We start from the raw sequence: 17,650 nt of genomic DNA on the forward strand, positions 1-17,650 counted from the left end.
CGGTGCGTGCTATTTGATTTCCAGTAGCACGCTTCCCTTGGTGGTAGAAGCGCCTGCTTCTACTGCTAGACCGGTAACGGTGCCGGCCTTATGGGCCTTGACAGGGTTTTCCATCTTCATGGCCTCGAGAACGAGGAGGACCTCGCCTTCGGCGATCTCTTGGCCTTCTTCCACGTTGACTTTGATGACCGTGCCCTGCATTGGGGAGGTAACTGCATCGCCGGAAACGGCGGCCTTGGCACCGGAGCCCTTGCGCTTTTTCTTTTTCCGTGGGGCGCCGTTGATACCGAAGGACGCGGGGAGGGCTACCTCAATGCGGCGGCCGTCGATTTCTACGGTGTGTATCTGGGAAGGCTCTGCTTCGGTGGCTTCGGCATCAGTGGAATCATCGTGGACGGGTAGCTGGTTATCCCATTCCTCCTCGATCCACTTGGTGTAGACACCGAAGTTGCCGTCTTCTGCGGTGAAGGCTGGGTCAGCAACGATAGCCTGGTCAAACGGGATAACGGTGGGCAGGCCTTCAACCGTGTACTCGGATAGGGCGCGGGCGGAGCGACGCAGTGCGGTCTCGCGGTCTGGCCCCCAGACGATGAGCTTGGCCAGCATGGAATCGAACTGTCCACCAATGACGGACCCCTGGACGACGCCGGAATCTACGCGCACGCCCGGACCAGCTGGCTCGGAGTACTTCACGATGGTGCCAGGAGCCGGCATAAAGTTCGCCGCGGCATCCTCACCGTTGATGCGGAACTCGAAGGCATGGCCACGCGGGCTGGGGTCTTCCTTCAGCGAGAGCTCGTGGCCCTCAGCAATGCGGAATTGTTCGCGTACGAGGTCGAGGCCGGTGGTTTCCTCGGATACGGGGTGCTCGACCTGCAGGCGAGTATTGACCTCAAGGAAGGAAATGAGGCCATCGGCGCCCACCAGGTACTCAACGGTGCCGGCACCGTAGTAGCCGGCCTCGCGGCAGATGCGCTTGGCGGACTCGTGAATGGAGGCGCGCTGCTCATCGGTGAGGAAAGGCGCGGGGGCTTCTTCCACCAGCTTTTGGAAGCGGCGCTGCAGGGAGCAATCGCGCGTGCCGACGACGACCACATTGCCGTGCTTATCCGCCAGCACCTGAGCCTCGACGTGGCGGGCGCGGTCCAGATAGCGCTCCACGAAGCACTCGCCGCGACCGAAGGCGGAGGTAGCCTCGCGGGTAGCAGATTCAAAGAGCTCGGGGATTTCCTCTGCAGAGTAGGCCACCTTCATGCCGCGACCGCCGCCGCCAAAGGCCGCCTTGATGGCAACGGGAAGGCCGTATTCCATGGCGAAAGACTGCACCTCATCGGCACCGGCTACCGGATCCTTAGTACCCGGGGCCATAGGGGCCTCGGCGCGCTCGGCGATGTGTCGCGCGGTGACTTTATCGCCCAAGTTGCGGATGGACTCAGGAGAGGGGCCAATCCAGGTCAAACCGGCGTCAATGACGGCTTGGGCAAAGTCGGCGTTTTCGGATAGGAAACCGTAGCCGGGGTGAATGGCATCTGCGCCGGATTTATCTGCGGCGTCCAAAATCTTGTCAAAGACGAGGTAGGACTCGGCAGAAGTGGTGCCCCCGAGTGCAAAGGCTTCGTCGGCAAGCGAGGCGAAAGGTGCCTGGGCGTCTGGCTCGGCGTAGACGGCGACGGAAGCAATGCCAGCGTCGCGGGCCGCGCGGATCACGCGAACGGCGATCTCACCGCGGTTCGCTACGAGAACCTTTGAGATCTTTTTGGTTTCTACTGCCACGGCAGCAACCTCCTGAACACATTAGGTTGAATACGCAATCTATTCTTGCACACAAAAGCATGAGTTAATTTTCACGCACGCAAGGGGGACATTTTTGAACAAAAATAAACCCACATCCAGTGTGGACATGGGCTTATACGGCTAAACCGAAAAACTAACGCTCAATCGGCATTTTCACCATATTGCCCCACTCAGACCACGAACCATCGTAGACCTGCGCCTTTGTGAATCCCAAAAGATGCGTGAGTACAAACCACGTATGCGCGGCTTGGGCACCCACGTGGGAATAGAGGATTGTGGCAGATTCAGGCTCCAACATTCCGTAATTGACCTGAAGCTCTTCGGCCGAGCGGAAGCAGGAGTTGGGGTAGGTGGAACGATCCCACTCGAGGTTGATCGCGCTAGGGATATGGCCGTGGCGCATGGTGGTGCCGTAGGCGGAATCGCCATTGGGATCGTGTTCGGTGGCCTCGCCCGCAAACTCTTCTGGGCTGCGGGTGTCCACGAGCGTGCCTTCGGTCTCGCGCACCTGATCTACGAAGGCGCGCAGCATAGAGTCATCGCGGCTTACTTCGGGATATTCGGATGCGGGGAAGTCTGGAACCATGAAAGAGGTATCGCGTTCCTCGGCCATCCACGCATTGCGGCCGCCATCGAGCAGGCGAACGTCCTTGTGCCCGAAGAGGGTAAATACCCACAGAGCGTAGGCAGCCCACCAATTGGACTTGTCGCCGTAAAGAACAATCGTATCGTCGGCGTTAATGCCCTTTTCTCGCATTAGGGAAGTGAATTCTTCTCCGTCGATGAAATCACGGGTAAGTGGGCTAAGTAGTTCCGTGCGGAAGTTAATGCGGGTGGCAGTGGGGATATGGCCAATGTCATAGAGGAGCGAGTCTTCATCCACCTCAATAACGCGCAGGCCTTTGATGCCTAGGCGTGCGGACAGCCACGGTGCAGACACGAGGCGCTCGGGGTGTGCGTATTCCTGAAATGGGGGATAGGGATCAACGTCAGCCACTGTCCGCCTGCCTTTCCTATAAGGGTTAATAATTCGCTCCCACCACTTTAACCCGATTTTTCCCGTGATGATCACTTGGGACCATTCCTGTGGGGTGGGATACAGGATTCGGCCGGGGAAGGCGAGCGGCGGCCGGCGGGGTTAAAGGGAGGGGGCAGTTGGGCGCGCGGAGGAAGAAGAGCTGGGATAAACTCGGGATATGGTGCGACAACGTGCTATGAACACCACCTATGAAGGGAACTGCAAGTGCACAAGGCAATTGTTGTATTTGAGGTAGAAGGCGGCTCGGATAAAGGCGCAGATGGCCACCGCAAGGACACCATGCCAATCGTCAATGCGATCAAGGAACAAGGCTGGGAGGCAGAGGTAATCTACTTCCATCCGGACAAGTCTGAAGAGATCTACACTCAGGTTTCTGAAAACTTTGATGCCTATATCTCCCGCGTCAACCCCGGCAATATCCCCGGCGGTGAGAAGGGCTACTTCGAATTGCTGAGCAAGCTGGCAGATGCCGGCCTGGTAGGTATGTCCACTCCGGCGGACATGATGGCCTATGGCGCCAAGGACGCACTGGTTAAGCTCAATGACACCCCGCTGGTGCCGGACGATACTGCGGCGTACTACGAGGTGGAAGAGCTGCATAATACCTTCCCCACCTCCTTGTCCTATGGCGAGCGCGTGCTCAAGCAAAACCGCGGTTCCACGGGTGAAGGCATCTGGCGCGTGCGCCTCGCGGACCAGGATCTTGCCCAGTCCGTTGAACCGGGGACCGCACTTCCGCTCGATACCGCTTTGAAGTGCACCGAGGCAGTGGATAACCAGACCCATGACTACAAGCTGGGTGCTTTCATGGACTTCTGCGACCAGTACATTGTGGGTGATAACGGCATGCTGGTGGATATGCGCTTTATGCCGCGCATTGTAGAGGGCGAAATCCGCATCCTGCTCGTGGGCAATGAGCCGGTATTTATCGTGCACAAGAAGCCGGCGGAGGGCGGCGATAACTTCTCCGCTACGCTCTTCTCCGGTGCCAAGTACACCTACGATAAGCCGGAATCGTGGCCGGAGCTGCTGGAGATGTTCGATAAGGCGCGGCCCGTTATCGCAGAGAAGCTCGGCGATACCAAGGATGTTCCGCTGATTTGGACAGCGGATTTCATGCTTGACGACGCCCCAGATGGCACCGACACGTACGTCCTCGGCGAGATAAACTGCTCCTGCGTTGGCTTCACTTCTGAGCTGGACATGGGCATCCAGGAAAAGGTTGCCGCCGAGGCAATTCGACGCGTTCAGGACGCGAACGCCTAGCGCTAGCTGTATCCTGCCAAGTAGCCCCACGGGACACCGTGGGGCATTTTCCTACCATCCCTAAAACATTTTGAGGACCGCATAATGGCTGATAATGACTTCAATTCCGACGGTTTTCCGAAGGATTTTTCCCCGCGCGATTTTTCCGAAACTCCGCACCACCGCGCTGGGGATGCTGCGAAAAACGCTGAGGGAGCCAGCGCTGCCGAGGTGGATGAGACCAAGGAGTTTGGCTCTTTCGATGTAGATGAAACGAAGTCATTTGGTCACACTGATAAGTTTGGTGATTCTGGAAACTCGCGGGATCTTTCCTCTCAGAAGCCAGTCGAGGAGGACAGTTCGACTGCTTCTGCGACATCTCCAAGTACCGGCAACTCCGATTTCTGGGCCACGCAGTCTTCCGCCGCAGGTCAGGGCGCTGCCTCCCGTGCGCATAACCCATTCACGGATTCGGCATCAACGGACGCTGCTGCGAACGGCAACCAATTCGGTTCCGTCCAGTCCACGAACGAGCAACCGGCTTTTGGCGGTTACGCTCAACAGCAGAGCACGGGCCAAGGATTCGGAGAGTTCCCTTCGGTTAGCGCTGCTCCTGCCGATTCTGACCAAGATCTGGGTAATAAGAACAGTCGCATGAGCGGTGCTCTCAAGGGCTTGGCCGAAAAGGACGGCCTATTGGGCGGGCTCTTTGAGTTCGAGTTTAAGCACTTCCTGACCCTCACCCATGTGAAGGAGATCTATAAGGTCGCCATGATTCTTGGTGGAATCATGTGGATTCTGCACCTTCTCGGTGCCTTCTTATTCGCTACCGGCATGGGCATTTATGGCATCCAGGAGGACTCCGCGTCCGCCATCTTCGGAAGCATTTTTGCCTTCATCTTCCTGGCGGTCCTGAGCACTGTCATCTACTACGCAATCATGGTTGCCATCAGGCTATTCCTGGAAGCCATGGTGGCGAACGTGCGCATTGCGCAAAACACCGGCGACATCCTGGACAAGATGGACTAGCACCGTCATGAGCTGATTGCTCAATTAAGCGAGCAACGACGAGCGCCCCAGCGAAATTCCGCTGGGGCGCATTGTATTGCAGGCCCAGGCGATTAAATGCCGGCCTAAAAGTTAGTCGTAGGTGCCCAGCTGGTAACTGGGAAGATCAACCCACATCTTGTTGAATTCCTCGACTTCACCAGAAATTGGTTCAATGGTGTCGCCTTGTGCCTGTAGGCGCACGGTGTGGTGCGCGGTAATGCCCTCCGCGGTGGAGCGACTGCGCTCTCCCCAGGTGAAATCGACTTGGTTGTCGGAGACTTGGGTGATGCTCTCCACCTTGTCGAAGACAGACATGTCCTTGGCCGGGAGGCCGTTGACATAGAGGGCTAGCCCATCAGCAATAGAGGCGCCGGTGCCTGCTGGGCCTTCCACGTCGCCCATTGAACCGCGGAAAATAATCCAGCTAATCGTCGCGCAGGGGTCGTAGGAGTTCTCGATATCGCCGATCCAAAAGTTGAAATCGCTGCCATCGTCAGCGGGCATGCGCCCAGGCGCGGTGCCAGAGGCATAGACCGTGCGCGGATCGTTGGGCAGTTCTGCGCATTCGCGGTCTTTGCCCTTTTCCTGCTGTTGCGTGGTTGTCTCATCGGCCTCGTCGGTGGAGTCCGACGGGGAGGGAGCTGCGGCGGAAGCCGCATCGTCGCCTCCGGACGCTTCAGTCTCGGCCGGCGCTTGGCTGGAAAAGACTGGCTGTTCGGAGGAAGAAGAATCCTCTTGGGAACTGCAGGCGCTAAGCGCTAGTGGCAGGGAGGTGGCAAGTAGTAGGGCGGCAGAGAATCGCCGCAAGCGGCGAGGTGGCACGACAGGCATGGCGGCTCTCCAGGTCTAGTCGAGGAGGGTGGCGACGCTGTCTGGGTCGGCGTCGGAAAGCATTTGGCGAATGCGGTCGTACTCATCGTCCTCGCCGATGGCCTTGGCGGCATGGCCGAGGGCGGCGATGGCGCGCAGCACGCCCTGGTTCGGCTCGTGGGAGAAGGGGACAGGGCCCCAGCCCTTCCACCCATTCCCGCGCAGGCGGTCCAGGCTACGGTGGTAGCCCGTGCGCGCGTAGGCATAGGCGGTGATGTAAGCAGACGGCTCAGAGCCCTCCTGCTGGTTGAGTTCCTGCTCCGCTAGGAGCGCCCACAGCAGCGGGGAATCGGGGTGGGCAACAATGCCGGCGGCGAGATCCGAGGTGGAGTCCGCACCGGGATCGGCTGGCAGCTCAATGGGTTTTGGGGCAAGCATGTCTTTCATTTCCATGCCACCCCACTGTAGCGACGCCGGCGCGCAGCTACCAGAAATCGGAGACGTTAAGGTCAAAAGAATAAAGCGCGCGGCGCACCACCGGCAGGGAAAGCCCAATAACAGAGGAAGGATCGCCTTCGATGCGGTCAATGAACCAGCCGCCCATTGCCTCCAAGGTAAAAGCACCGGCGCACTGGAGCGGCTCACCGGATCGGGCGTACGCTGCGATATCGGTATCGCTGGCAGGGGCAAAGTGAACCGTGGTGGTAGATGTTTCCACATGGCGCCTATCGCCAAAGATGAGGCAGTGGCCGGTAAGCAGTTCGGCCGTGCGGCCGGCTTGTTGGTGCCAGCGTTCGATGGTGGCTTCCTCGGTATGCGGTTTGCCTTGTAACTCGCCGCCGAGCAACAGCATAGAATCGCCGCCGATGACGGGCTCGGTGGGGTAACGCTCGGCCACCTTTTCGGCCTTGGCTGTCGCTAGGGCCGCCACGATGTCGGCCGGTGGGTGGCCTTCGAGTGAGGCTTCAAGGGAGCGTTCATCAATGTCGGCCGGTTCCAAGACAGGTTCTACGCCCGCGCCGCGCAAGATGGACGCACGCGAGGGCGATTGGGAGGCGAGGATGAGCCGCATTAGAAGTACCGCACTGTATGGAAAGCGGAGGGATTATAAATGCGCTGGGACCCAAAGCGCTCGAAGCGCTCAGCCGGGTTGCCCCATTCATTGCGTTCGCCGGTAGCCCCCGAGTGCTTTGCGCTCATCTGCGCCAACACCGTGCGCAGGGCCGCGAGCTCGTCTTTAGTGGGATTGCCCTTTACTACCTTGATTTCAGGCGTAGACATCTCGCCTCCTAAACGGTTCCGTGCTTCTTGGGTACCTGGGCCACGGCCTTGCGCTCTAGCAGGCGCAGGCCTTCTACCAGGTAGTGGCGGGTAGCGGAAGGCTCGATGACATTATCAGCCAGCCCGCGTTCCGCAGCGGCATACGGGTGCAAGAAGAGCTCATCCATCTCTTCTTCCTTTTCCTCTGAGCCATAAATGGCCAGGGAAGCCTGGGAGGCTTGGGTGACGGCAATTTCTGCGGTGGGCCACGCGTAGACCAGGTCCGCCCCCAGGTCCTTTGCACCCATAAATACGTAGGCCGGGCCAATAGCCTTGCGGGTAATCACCGTGAGCTTGCCGACGCTCGCTTCGGCCTGCGCATAGGCAAACTTCGATGCCCTGCGAAGCAGGCCGGCCTTTTCCTCTTCCGGGGTGGGCACAAAGCCTGGGGAGTCCACGAATTCCACGATAGGGGTGTTGAAGGCATCGCACGTGCGCACGAAGCGCGCGGCCTTTTCTGCGGCGGCGGAATCCAGTGCGCCAGCCAGCGCTAGCGGCTGGTTGGCAACGATTCCGACGGCTCGGCCATCGATGTAGGCAAAGCCGGTGACGATATTTTGTGCCGCTTCTGCAGAGAGTTCGAAGAAGGACCCCTCATCGACTACAGCCTTGATGACATCGTTGATGTCATAGGCCTGCGCGGCAGTATCCGGGATAACGCTATTTAAATCAAAGTCCTTAACCGTGCCGACCTCAACACGCGGCGCCTCGGCGCGATTATTGGCCGGAAGGTAAGCCAGAACGTCACGCACGAGGGCCAGGGCTTGCTTGTCATCGCTGGCCACCAGGTGTGCAGTACCGGACTCCGCGTGGGCTGCGGCACCACCGAAGGTCTCTGGCTCCGCGCCAGCCACGTGGCTGGCGGCTTGGTGGAGGGCGGTGCCTTGGGTGACTACGAGGACATCGGCAAACGTGGGCGCGAAAGCAGCGATACCGCTGGTATTGCCCGCGATTACAGAAATCTGCGGAATGAGGCCCGAGGCTTGGGAGACTCGCGCCATAAGGCGGGCATATCCGGCCATGGTGACGATGCCTTCTTGTACGCGCGGCCCGGTCGATTCATAAATGCCGATAATGGGCACGCCGGTCTTGATGGCGAGGTCATAAATCTTGGTGAGCTTTTCGGCATAAACCTCACCCATCGTTCCATCGAAGATTTCTCCGTCCTGGCTAAAGACGCATACGCGGCGGCCATCGATGGTGCCGTAGCCGGTAACCACGCCATCTGTATAGGGGCGGTCATGCTCGCGGCCGAAGTCGGTGGAACGGTGGCGGGCCAGCGCGTCCGTTTCCACAAAGGAGCCCTTATCGAGCAGCTGCGTCACGCGGGTGCGGGCGGCCGGCTCGCCTTCTCCCAGCGGTGCGCGGGACTCGGCAAGCTTGGCGTCCAGGTCCTCGATCTTGCCGGCGGTGGTTTTCAGGTCAGTCATAAGCCCCCACACTACTAGCGCACCCCGGTCAATGCGGAATGAAAGGTTGCGGGGGCGAGGTGTGAAAATCGATTGTGTGGCACATGCCACCGCAACGCGGGCTGAGCGTTAAACCTGGGAATTTCTTGAATAGCGCCTCACCCGCTTACCCTATTGTGGGGGTGGTGTCCAGTGTAAACATTTTAAGGTGCTGGGCAGGTGAGCGCCCATTATCGCACCTCAAGAGAGGTAAAAAGATGGGAAAACTTTTCATTCAACTATTGATGTGAGTCCTGTAATCCCTTATTATTACCTGAGTCTTCATGAATGTTTCCCCTGAGTTTTAACGATCTATTAAGGACGGTCTTCTGGTGATTAAAAAGGGACTGCGCTTGCTCGCACCGCTCGCCGTAGCGGCTCTCTTCACGCCAGTGGCACACGCGGGAGATATTCCCCCGATGCCGCAGGCATATCCCATTTCCAACCTCTATAAGAGCTGCAGTGCCGCTGGCGACAATGCCGAGCGCGAATGGCGCTTTGCAGAAACCGGCCGCCGCTACATGAGCGATGGCACCCTGCAGTTCAAAAACACCACCAATCAAGAAGTGCCCTACACCGCCGAGGTAGAAACCGGTACCAATCACGAGATTGATGCCAATTCTAAGGCCAAGCTGCCTTCTGGTTGGGACACCACCGCCAAGTCCGATATTGGTCTGAAGATGACCAATGGTTGGCGCGATAAAGAAACCTTCGGCCCAGTGAAGCTGAAGCCGGGTGAGTCCTTCCGCGTCGAGTACGGCGTCATCGAAAAGGACTTCATCTCCATGTTCGTGGGCTGCAATGATGACCGCCTGGAAAACATCCCGGGTGCCAACGTCATCCGCGGTAAGGGCCCGGCCGAGCGCTACGCCTTTGCCTACATCATTAAGGCAGATGGCTCCGTGTCCGATCTGGCCATGGAAATTCCTTCCCGCTCTCCGGGGGCAAACTCCAAGCCGATCGAGGGCAACTACACCTCCGTATCCGGCCCGAGCCTAGAAAAGATTGCCGATCCTAAAAAGGATGAGATCATGCAGCCGGCCGCAGATCTGCAGCGCGATCCATCCTGGCCAAAGGAAGGCGATAAGTGTGAAGCCGGCGATACCTCCTGGTACCCGCTGGACATCACCGCTGTAAAGCCGACCTACCGCAAGGCCGGCTACTCCACCGACTTCCTCAACTGGTCCAAGGGCGATTATGAATTCGCCCCAGTGACTGACTTCGTCGTTGGCGCCGAGCACGCCCCGTACACCAACTGGCAGGGCAACCGCGGCGATATTCCGAAGGGCTGGCTGGAGTCCGTCGGTGCCGTAAAGCGCGCCTACATGCCGGTCGGCACCGAGCTCAAGCACGTAGACCTCAAGCCGGGCGAGCGCGTGCGCGTGGAGTATGGCACCACCATGACCCGCATCAACTACCGCGAGGTTCACTGCGGCAAGAGCGGAAACTACGACCTCACCTCTAACTACAAGCAGACCTCCGCCCCGAGTGGGTTCTGGGCAGAGGCCAAGATCACCGATAAGGCCGGCAACACCCGCACCGAGGACGTCACTCCGGACGAATTCCGCGACCTGCCGGTTCCGACCCAGACCATCTACTAAACCCCACCACACCTACACAAGGAGAAAGTTCCATGTTCAAGTCCAAGATTGCTTCTACCACCGCGGCTCTCGCCGTTGCCTCCGGCCTCTTCTTCGCTCCGGCAGCTAACGCCCTGCCACAGCGCGACCTAGGCCCAGCTAACCCGACCACCATCGGCGAGCGCTGCTCCAACCCAGGTGACACCGGCCAGACCGTAAAGATCAAGCGCACCTATTTTGATGGCTCCGCCGGTTCCTGGACTGTGTCCAACTACAACGATGAGCCATTGCCTGTCACCCGTTCTATCAAGGAGACCAAGACAAAGACTTGGAACGTTTCCGCAGGCGTTGACTTCAAGTTGATGGATCTCATCAACTTCACCTTCTCTTCCAGCTACACCGATAGCCAGTCCTACGAGGTAGGCGAGCAGGTTGGTCCGTACAACATTGCTCCGGGCAAGACTGCCGTGCTGCGCGCCGGTTGGGTTGTTTCTGATTTCGAAGGTCAGAAGACCGTGTGTGGCTCCGACCACAAGTGGCAGGCTAATGGCGGCACCTTCACGGCTTCTCTGCCGAAGGAACGCCACGTCGAGGTTTCCACTCGTGACAACAACGATTGGGGCTAATCGTGAGCAAGACGTCCATCGCTAGCGTCCTCGCGGCGCTGAGCCTGGTGGCCGCTCCTGTTGCCCACGCCGCTGATTTCGGTGGGGACTTCGAGCTGCCCCAGCGCTGGAACGACGATTATAAGCCGGGAACGCATTGCTCGACGCCAGGTGAAAACGGCACCTACGTCACGGCAAAGCGCCGCTGGTTCAAGCAGACCGACGCCACGAGCGTGGCTAATCGCAATGCCAAGGAAGTGCCGGTCAAGCACACCGTCACCAAGGCCCGCACCCAGACCATCGAGGTCTCCGGCTCCGTTGAGGGTACCGGTGATCTGGCCAAGGTGTTGACCAAGACCTATGGCTTCAACTACGTCAGTGAGCAGCACTGGAAGCTGAACCAGGTGGTTGGTCCGTACACTCTGCCGGCGAATTCGCAAGGCAAGCTGGTGTGGGGCTTTACCATGCTCGACACCGACGGTCAGGACGTGCGCTGCAACTCTGACCAACAGTGGGAAGCCCAGGGCAAGCCTTACTCGGCCTCTGTGCCGGAAGCACGCTACTCCGAGCTGCGCTTGGAAGACGCCCCTGAGTGGAACTAATCCGCGCCATAAACGAAGCGCCCCGCCAGTCCTTTCAGACTGACGGGGCGCTTTTCTATCTGTTAGGTTCTTGTGGAAGCTTGAGCCGAGGGGCAGGAGATTAGGCCGGTAGCCAAGCATAGCCATAGGGGCCGAGCTCCACCGGGCCGAGATCGATGGAACGATCGCTGAAGTTGTGCAAGCACAGCAGATCGCCGCGCTGGTAGCCAAGAACGGCTTCCTCACCCGTCTCGACCGGCTCGCACGGAGCGGTGCCGAGATCCGGATGGGCATGGCGCTGGGCGATCATGGAGCGGACGGTGTTGAGCAACGAGGCGGCGTCCTCAACTTGGGCGGCCACAGACGTTCCGCCTACAACCGGCAGCCGGGATGGTGCGTTGATGCTGAAACCGGCGTGCTCGGAATCGTCCCACTGCATTGGGGTGCGCACCGCATAGCGGTCCGGAAGTGTCGTGTCATCGAGCATGCCAATCTCATCGCCGTAGTAGATAAACGGTGCACCCGGCAGGGTCATCAGCAGTGAAAACATCAATTCCACCTTGCGGCGGTCGCCGTTCATCAGTGGCATAAGCCTGCGGGCAATACCCACGTGCGCGCGCATACTGTCCTCTGGCAGGTACGCCTGGTACATCAGATCTCGCACGGTATCGTCCACCATTTCCAAGGTGAGCTCATCGTGGTTGCGCAAGAAGGTGCCCCACTGGCACCCATCCGGTAGGGAAGGCAGTTCGTCGAGGATGGAGTAGACCGGGGTGGCGTCGCCAAGCGCCAAAGCCTGATACAACCGCGGCATGACCGGGAAGTTGAAGACCATGTGGAAGCGTTCGCCCTGGCCGTAGAATTGCATGGTTTCGGCCGGCGGCTGGTTGGCCTCCGCTATGAGCACGGCATCCGGGTAGTGCGCGTCCATGAAGGAGCGAATCTTTTCCACAAACTCGATGGTCTCCGGCAGGGATTCGCCGCCTACACCATCGCGCTCAAAGAGATAAGCAATAGCATCGAGGCGCAGGCCGTCTAGGCCCTTATCCATCCAGAAGGACAAAATTTTGAAAACTTCCTCCTGCACGGCCGGGTTATCGTAGTTCAAATCCGGCTGGTGGGAATAAAAGCGGTGGAAGTAGTACTGGCCGCGCTTGTCATCCCAGGTCCAGTTGGAAGTTTCCACGTCAGTGAAAATGACGCGGATTTCGGGGTAGCGCTCGGGGTCATCGCCCCAGACATAGAAATCGCCATAGGGGCCCGTGGGATCCGTGCGGGAAGCCTGGAACCATGGGTGATCGGAGCTGGTGTGGTTGAGCGCCAAGTCCGTCATGATGCGCATGTCACGGCGGTGCAGCTCCGCAATGAGCTCTTCAAAATCCTCCATCGTGCCATAATCTGGGTGGATGGAATAGTAGTCCGCGATATCGTAGCCATCATCGCGCAAGGGGCTGGCATAAAACGGCGACAGCCACAGGCAGTCCACGCCTAGCCATTGCAGGTAGTCCAGCTTATCGATGACCCCGCGCAGCGTTCCTACCTCCTTATCGCCATCGGCCTTAAACGAGCCGACGAGGGCCTGGTAGAAGACGGCATTGTGGTACCAGCTCATGAAAGGTCCTTTCTTTTGGCCCGCCAGGTTAGGTAGGTAAGAAGGCACAGTACTCCGGCCACGAGACCGGGCCAGATGGCGGGGGAGTCTTGAAAGAGGTTGATGATGGCTTGAATAACCGCGAGGATGCTGAAGAAACCAAGGAAGCCCAGCGCGGTATCCCACAGCATGGCCCGGCGCATTAGGCCTTGACACCACCTGCGGTCAGGCCTGCGACGATGCGGTGCTGGAAGATGAGCACCATGATGACCAGTGGGATGGTAACCAGCGCGCCAGCGGCCATGGTCGCGGCATAGGGGTACTCAAAGGCGGAGGGGCCGGAGAAGCGCGCAATGGCCACGGTCACCGGCTCGGTATCGGTGGTGGAGAGCTGCTTGGCCAGCATGAACTCATTCCACGTGGTGATAAAGGCGATGATTGCGGTGGTAAACAGCGCTGGCGCCGCCAGTGGCAATAGCACCAAACGGAAAGCTTGAGAACGCGAGGCGCCATCTACCCGGGCTGCTTCTTCCAGTTCCCAGGGAAGCTGGCGGAAGAAGCTCAGTAGCGTATAGACCGTGAGCGGAAGCGCGAAAGAAATATTAGGGATGATCATCGCGCGGTAGGTGCCAATCCATTCCAGGTTGCCAAAGAGCTGGAAGAGCGGGGTGACCAAGGCAATGGCCGGGAACATGGAGGCAGCCAGAATAATGCCGGTCACGATTCCCTTGCCCGGAAAGTCATAGCGCGAGAGCGCATAGGCGGTAAAGACGCCGATGAGCACGGCCACCGCGGTGGTAATCAGTGAGATGAGAAGCGAGTTACCGAGCGCGGCAAGGAAGTCATTTCCCTTATCGGTAGCCAAGGCATCGCGGAAATTATCCAGCGTGACATGGGTAGGCCATGGCGTGGTATCGAAGGTGAATCGCTGATCCCGCAGCGCGGTTACCAGCATCCAGTAGAAGGGAGCGAGGCCCCAGAACATGATGAAAATGATGCCGGCGAAGTGTCCGAATTTACGCATTATTTAGCTGCCTTCCTGCCGGAGACATCCGCACCGAGGAAGCGGATGAGGATAAAGGCGACGACGAAGATAAGAAGGAAAATGAGGGTGGAGAGCGCGGAGGCGGAATTGAAGTTGCCCTGGCGCATATCCTCCACCACCAGCTGGGAGATGGTCGCGGTGGGGGAGTTGGAAGAGCTAGAAATCATGATGACCGGCAGGTCATACATGCGCAGTGCGTCCAGGGTGCGGAAGAGTACGGCCACCATGAGCGCCGGGCGCACCAGCGGGAGGGTGATGCGGAAGAACGTTTGGATACGATTAGCGCCGTCCACGCGTGCGGCATCGTAGACGTCCTTAGGAATCATCTGCAGGCCCGCCAGGATAAGCAGTGCCATAAACGGGGCGGTCTTCCACACATCCGCGATGATGACGGCCAGGCGGGCGTAGAACGGGTCCGTGGTCCAAGCGATATGGGCGCCAAGTAAAGAGTTGACGATGCCATCAGGGGCGAACATGAACTGCCATAGCTTGGCCGTGACTGCCGTTGGAATAGCCCAAGGGATGAGCACCGCCGCACGAACTAGGCCACGGCCGCGGTAGTCACCATTCATGATGAGCGCCATCACCATGCCGAGAATAGTCTCGAGCAGCACGGTAACGATGGTGAAAAAGAGCGTGATCTTGACCGCTGGCCAAAAATCCGTGGCAATAACGCCCGGTGGGCAGGTCGAAATCTGACCAGTGCCGGAAACGCATCGGTTATTGATCCAGTACAAGTAATTTTCCAGCCCGGCAAAACCGCCTTCCTCAAAAAGTCCCGTCTGCGGGTTGAGGTGCCTATTGCCTTGGAAGGACAGGAAGATGGCGCGGATGATGGGGTAGCCGATGATGACGGCGAGCACGATGAGCGCCGGAGCAATCAGCCCGGCCACGCGCCCATAATTCTTGCGGTGGGGCTTGGGTGCACTTGTCGACGCCCCCTTGGACGCAGTCGGCGAAGCTATAGCCACGCTGGTCCGCCTTTCTGTTAAAGAAATGCTGTCTATTGGCTAGATTCTATCCCTAATAGGGGAGTGAAAACCACAAAGGGTGAGGCGGCGGTATGTCCGCCTACCTCACCCGGATTGGGCGTTTAGCCCTGGGAAGCCGATTCGATGGCCGCCTTCATATCGGCGGTGGCATCATCGACCGACTTGTCATCCGTCAATGCGGCATAGGCATTGTCCTGGATGGCCTTAGAAATTGCCGAGTAGAACGGGGAAACCGGGCGCGGTGCCGCGTTCTCTAGGGACTCCTTGAGAGCCGGCAGGTATGGGAACTCCTGCTGTAGCTGCGGGTCATCGTAGATGGAGGCCAAGACTGGTGGGAAGGACTGCTCCGCGAAGGACTTCTGGTTGTCCTCGTTGATGATGAACTTCATAAAGTCGAGCGCAGTGCCCTTATTCTTGGAGTTGATATTGATGCCGTTGTTGTAGCCGCCCAGCGTGGAAACGCCTACGCCGTCCTTGCCCAGTGGGGCCTGGACCTCGACGTCGACGCCGGCATCAACCGCATTGGAGTACATATATGGCCAGTTCACGGCGAAGGCTGTCTTTCCTTCGGTGAAGGCCATATTGGTTTCTTCTTCGGTGGCGGCGGTGGAGTCCTTGGAGATGGTCTTATCCTTGTATGCATCTACCATGGCCTGCAGGCCGTCCTTGGCTTCCTTGGAATCCACGGTGACATTGCCGTCCTTATCCAAGACAGAGCCGCCCCAGCCTTCCATGAAGTCAGCGGTATTGAGCGCAAGGCCTTCATACTGCTTGAGCTGGGTGGTCAGGCAGTTCTTGCCGTCTTCCAGCGCCTTACACGCAGATTTGAGATCTGCGAACTTCTCGGGCGTCTTATCCGCGAGCTTGGTATTGCGGAAAAGCAGCTGGCCATTGGTGTTTTGCGGCAGCGCGTAGAGCACGTCGTTATAGGTGGCGGACTCTACGGTGGCCGGCAGTAGCTCGTCCGTATTGGTTTCAAAATCACCATTGAGCGGCTGGAGCCACTGGTTGGCAGCGAACTCCGCGGTCCACACGACGTCCAGTGCCATGACATCGTAGTCATCGCTGCCCGCCTGCAGGGACTGCACGAGGGTCTCGCGCTGGGCGTCAGCCTCGCCGGCCAGCTCCTTGAGCGTGACCTTCTCGTCTGGGTGCTGCTCGTTCCACTTTTCGATGATGGGGGTCACCTTGTCCGTGTCATTTTTGCCCATGGCAAAAGTGATGGGGCCGTGCGCATCCGCCCCGCCTTCGGAGGAACCGCCCGTAGCGGAATCGGAGGAGGACGAAGAGCAGCCGGCCAGAGCCAGAACTGCAGTAGTCGCAACGGTGGTGCGAAGCAGGAATCTCTTCATGGAATTCACCTTTCGGAAAACTTTCGGTTCTTTAAACCTAAAATACGGAAACCGGAAGGTGGATAATTTTGACCTATTTAACTCTAAATGGGGGTAGTAAAGGGGCAGCGGGCGGTTGGACTACGTACCTGCGGCACTGTGGCCCAGTGTCCTCCGCGGGGCTAATCCTGTGAGATACGGCGCCCCGTTTCCGGGTCAAAGCGGAGTGCTTCGCGCGGGTTGAATGTCAGTACGACATCTTCGCCGCGCTGTGGTGGGGTACCTTCGGCGCGAGCAACAAAGCGGTTTTCGCCCACGGTGACGTAGACATAGGACTCGGCGCCCAGCTCTTCCACAATGTCCACCACACCCTGAAAACCCACTGGACCCTTGTTGATAAACATCTTTTCTGGGCGTACACCTACGCGGCCGCCGTTGTAGTCAAAGATATTCATGGCGGGCGAGCCGATGAAACCGGCGACGAATTCGTTTGCGGGGGCGTGATAAAGCTCGCGCGGCGGAGCCACTTGCTGCAGCTCGCCGTCCTTGAGCACCGCCACACGGTCACCCATGGTCATCGCCTCTACCTGGTCGTGGGTGACGTATATCGTCGTCGTACCCAGTCGCTGCTGCAGGCTGGCCAACTCGGCGCGGGTCTGAACGCGCAGCTTGGCATCCAGGTTGGATAGTGGCTCATCCATGAGGAAGGCCTTCGGCTCGCGCACAATGGCGCGGCCCATGGCCACGCGCTGGCGCTGGCCACCGGAAAGGTCCTTGGGCTTTCGCTTGAGATAATCGGTCAGACCGAGTGTCTCCGCAGCTGCGTGCACCTTGGCCTTGATTTCGGCCTTGGGCAACTTCGCCAGCTTCAAAGCAAAGCCCATGTTTTGTTCTACTGTCAGGTGTGGGTAAAGCGCATAATTCTGAAAGACCATGGCGATATCGCGATCGCCTGGCTCTAAGTTGGTCACGTCCTTGCCATCAATGGTGATGCGGCCGCTGGATGTTGGTTCCAGGCCTGCCAGTGCGCGTAGCGTTGTGGACTTGCCGCAGCCCGATGGGCCAACGAGGACCAAAAACTCGCCGTCCGCGATTTCGAGGTCCAAGTCCTTTACCGTGGGCGCGCTCGCGCCGGGGTAGGTGATGTTGACCTTTTCAAAAGTGACCTTTGCCATGCGCAACACACTAGCACCATTGGTGGCCGGTATCCTTAAAGCTT

Annotated in this window: 17 protein-coding genes; 5 read left to right on the top strand and 12 right to left on the bottom strand. The window is 58.7% G+C overall.

The features are described from left to right. Positions 1 to 9 precede the first annotated feature (9 nt). Positions 10 to 1,773 (bottom strand): acetyl/propionyl/methylcrotonyl-CoA carboxylase subunit alpha, encoded by a 1,764-nt coding sequence (locus ACLI1L_RS02915; RefSeq protein ID WP_411708004.1) that lies wholly within the window; start codon positions 1,771 to 1,773, stop codon positions 10 to 12. A 154-nt stretch (positions 1,774 to 1,927) separates the two neighbouring features. Next, positions 1,928 to 2,791, bottom strand: coding sequence for a sulfurtransferase (locus tag ACLI1L_RS02920; RefSeq protein ID WP_023020692.1), 864 nt, complete (start codon positions 2,789 to 2,791; stop codon positions 1,928 to 1,930). A gap of 246 nt (positions 2,792 to 3,037) precedes the next feature. On the opposite strand from ACLI1L_RS02920, the gene ACLI1L_RS02925 reads away from it, so the two are divergent. After that, positions 3,038 to 4,099, top strand: coding sequence for a Cj0069 family protein (locus ACLI1L_RS02925; protein WP_023020693.1), 1,062 nt, complete (start codon positions 3,038 to 3,040; stop codon positions 4,097 to 4,099). Between the two features lie 84 nt (positions 4,100 to 4,183). Then, complete coding sequence (locus ACLI1L_RS02930; protein ID WP_411708005.1) at positions 4,184 to 5,107, top strand: DUF4282 domain-containing protein; 924 nt, start codon at positions 4,184 to 4,186, stop codon at positions 5,105 to 5,107. 111 nt (positions 5,108 to 5,218) lie between these two features. Here the strand turns inward: ACLI1L_RS02930 and ACLI1L_RS02935 are convergent, their stop codons facing one another. Genes ACLI1L_RS02935 through ACLI1L_RS02955 form a run of 5 tightly spaced genes read right to left on the bottom strand, consistent with a single transcriptional unit; the run spans position 5,219 to position 8,688 of the window. Continuing rightward, positions 5,219 to 5,959 (bottom strand): hypothetical protein, encoded by a 741-nt coding sequence (locus ACLI1L_RS02935; RefSeq protein ID WP_411708006.1) that lies wholly within the window; start codon positions 5,957 to 5,959, stop codon positions 5,219 to 5,221. A gap of 15 nt (positions 5,960 to 5,974) precedes the next feature. After that, positions 5,975 to 6,391: a DUF3151 domain-containing protein gene (locus ACLI1L_RS02940; protein ID WP_086587889.1), complete on the bottom strand. Its 417-nt coding sequence runs from the start codon at positions 6,389 to 6,391 to the stop codon at positions 5,975 to 5,977. Between the two features lie 31 nt (positions 6,392 to 6,422). Then, entirely contained in the window at positions 6,423 to 7,010 is a 588-nt protein-coding gene (locus ACLI1L_RS02945; protein ID WP_086587891.1) for a Maf family protein, read from the bottom strand. Next, positions 7,010 to 7,219, bottom strand: coding sequence for an acyl-CoA carboxylase subunit epsilon (locus tag ACLI1L_RS02950; protein WP_086587893.1), 210 nt, complete (start codon positions 7,217 to 7,219; stop codon positions 7,010 to 7,012). The genes ACLI1L_RS02945 and ACLI1L_RS02950 overlap by 1 nt, the downstream gene beginning before the upstream one ends. An 8-nt stretch (positions 7,220 to 7,227) precedes the next feature. After that, complete coding sequence (locus ACLI1L_RS02955) at positions 7,228 to 8,688, bottom strand: acyl-CoA carboxylase subunit beta (protein WP_411708007.1); 1,461 nt, start codon at positions 8,686 to 8,688, stop codon at positions 7,228 to 7,230. A 350-nt stretch (positions 8,689 to 9,038) separates the two neighbouring features. Here ACLI1L_RS02955 and ACLI1L_RS02960 point away from each other — a divergent pair, with 350 nt between their 5' ends. Genes ACLI1L_RS02960 through ACLI1L_RS02970 form a run of 3 tightly spaced genes read left to right on the top strand, consistent with a single transcriptional unit; the run spans position 9,039 to position 11,493 of the window. Continuing rightward, on the top strand, positions 9,039 to 10,307 hold the full coding sequence (locus tag ACLI1L_RS02960) for a hypothetical protein (protein WP_086587895.1): 1,269 nt from the start codon (positions 9,039 to 9,041) through the stop codon (positions 10,305 to 10,307). Positions 10,308 to 10,339: 32 nt separating this feature from the next. Further along, complete coding sequence (locus tag ACLI1L_RS02965; protein WP_086587897.1) at positions 10,340 to 10,912, top strand: hypothetical protein; 573 nt, start codon at positions 10,340 to 10,342, stop codon at positions 10,910 to 10,912. A 2-nt stretch (positions 10,913 to 10,914) separates the two neighbouring features. Beyond that, on the top strand, positions 10,915 to 11,493 hold the full coding sequence (locus ACLI1L_RS02970; protein ID WP_394286811.1) for a hypothetical protein: 579 nt from the start codon (positions 10,915 to 10,917) through the stop codon (positions 11,491 to 11,493). A gap of 100 nt (positions 11,494 to 11,593) precedes the next feature. Here the strand turns inward: ACLI1L_RS02970 and ACLI1L_RS02975 are convergent, their stop codons facing one another. From ACLI1L_RS02975 to ACLI1L_RS02995, 5 genes are all read right to left on the bottom strand, one after another. Continuing rightward, a complete protein-coding gene (locus tag ACLI1L_RS02975) occupies positions 11,594 to 13,084 on the bottom strand; it encodes an alpha-amylase family protein (protein ID WP_411708008.1) in 1,491 nt (496 codons plus the stop codon). A 181-nt stretch (positions 13,085 to 13,265) separates the two neighbouring features. Beyond that, positions 13,266 to 14,087: a carbohydrate ABC transporter permease gene (locus ACLI1L_RS02980; RefSeq protein WP_023020705.1), complete on the bottom strand. Its 822-nt coding sequence runs from the start codon at positions 14,085 to 14,087 to the stop codon at positions 13,266 to 13,268. Further along, positions 14,087 to 15,079, bottom strand: a complete 993-nt coding sequence (locus tag ACLI1L_RS02985) for a carbohydrate ABC transporter permease (RefSeq protein WP_411708009.1) — start codon at positions 15,077 to 15,079, stop codon at positions 14,087 to 14,089. The genes ACLI1L_RS02980 and ACLI1L_RS02985 overlap by 1 nt, the downstream gene beginning before the upstream one ends. A 122-nt stretch (positions 15,080 to 15,201) precedes the next feature. After that, on the bottom strand, positions 15,202 to 16,452 hold the full coding sequence (locus tag ACLI1L_RS02990; protein ID WP_411708010.1) for an ABC transporter substrate-binding protein: 1,251 nt from the start codon (positions 16,450 to 16,452) through the stop codon (positions 15,202 to 15,204). Positions 16,453 to 16,613: 161 nt separating this feature from the next. Continuing rightward, entirely contained in the window at positions 16,614 to 17,606 is a 993-nt protein-coding gene (locus ACLI1L_RS02995; protein WP_411708011.1) for an ABC transporter ATP-binding protein, read from the bottom strand. Between the last annotated feature and the right edge of the window lie 44 nt (positions 17,607 to 17,650).

It is taken from the genome of Corynebacterium sp. LaCa117 (genome assembly GCF_046717765.1).
GTDB classification, from domain to species: Bacteria; Actinomycetota; Actinomycetes; order Mycobacteriales; family Mycobacteriaceae; genus Corynebacterium; species Corynebacterium kefirresidentii.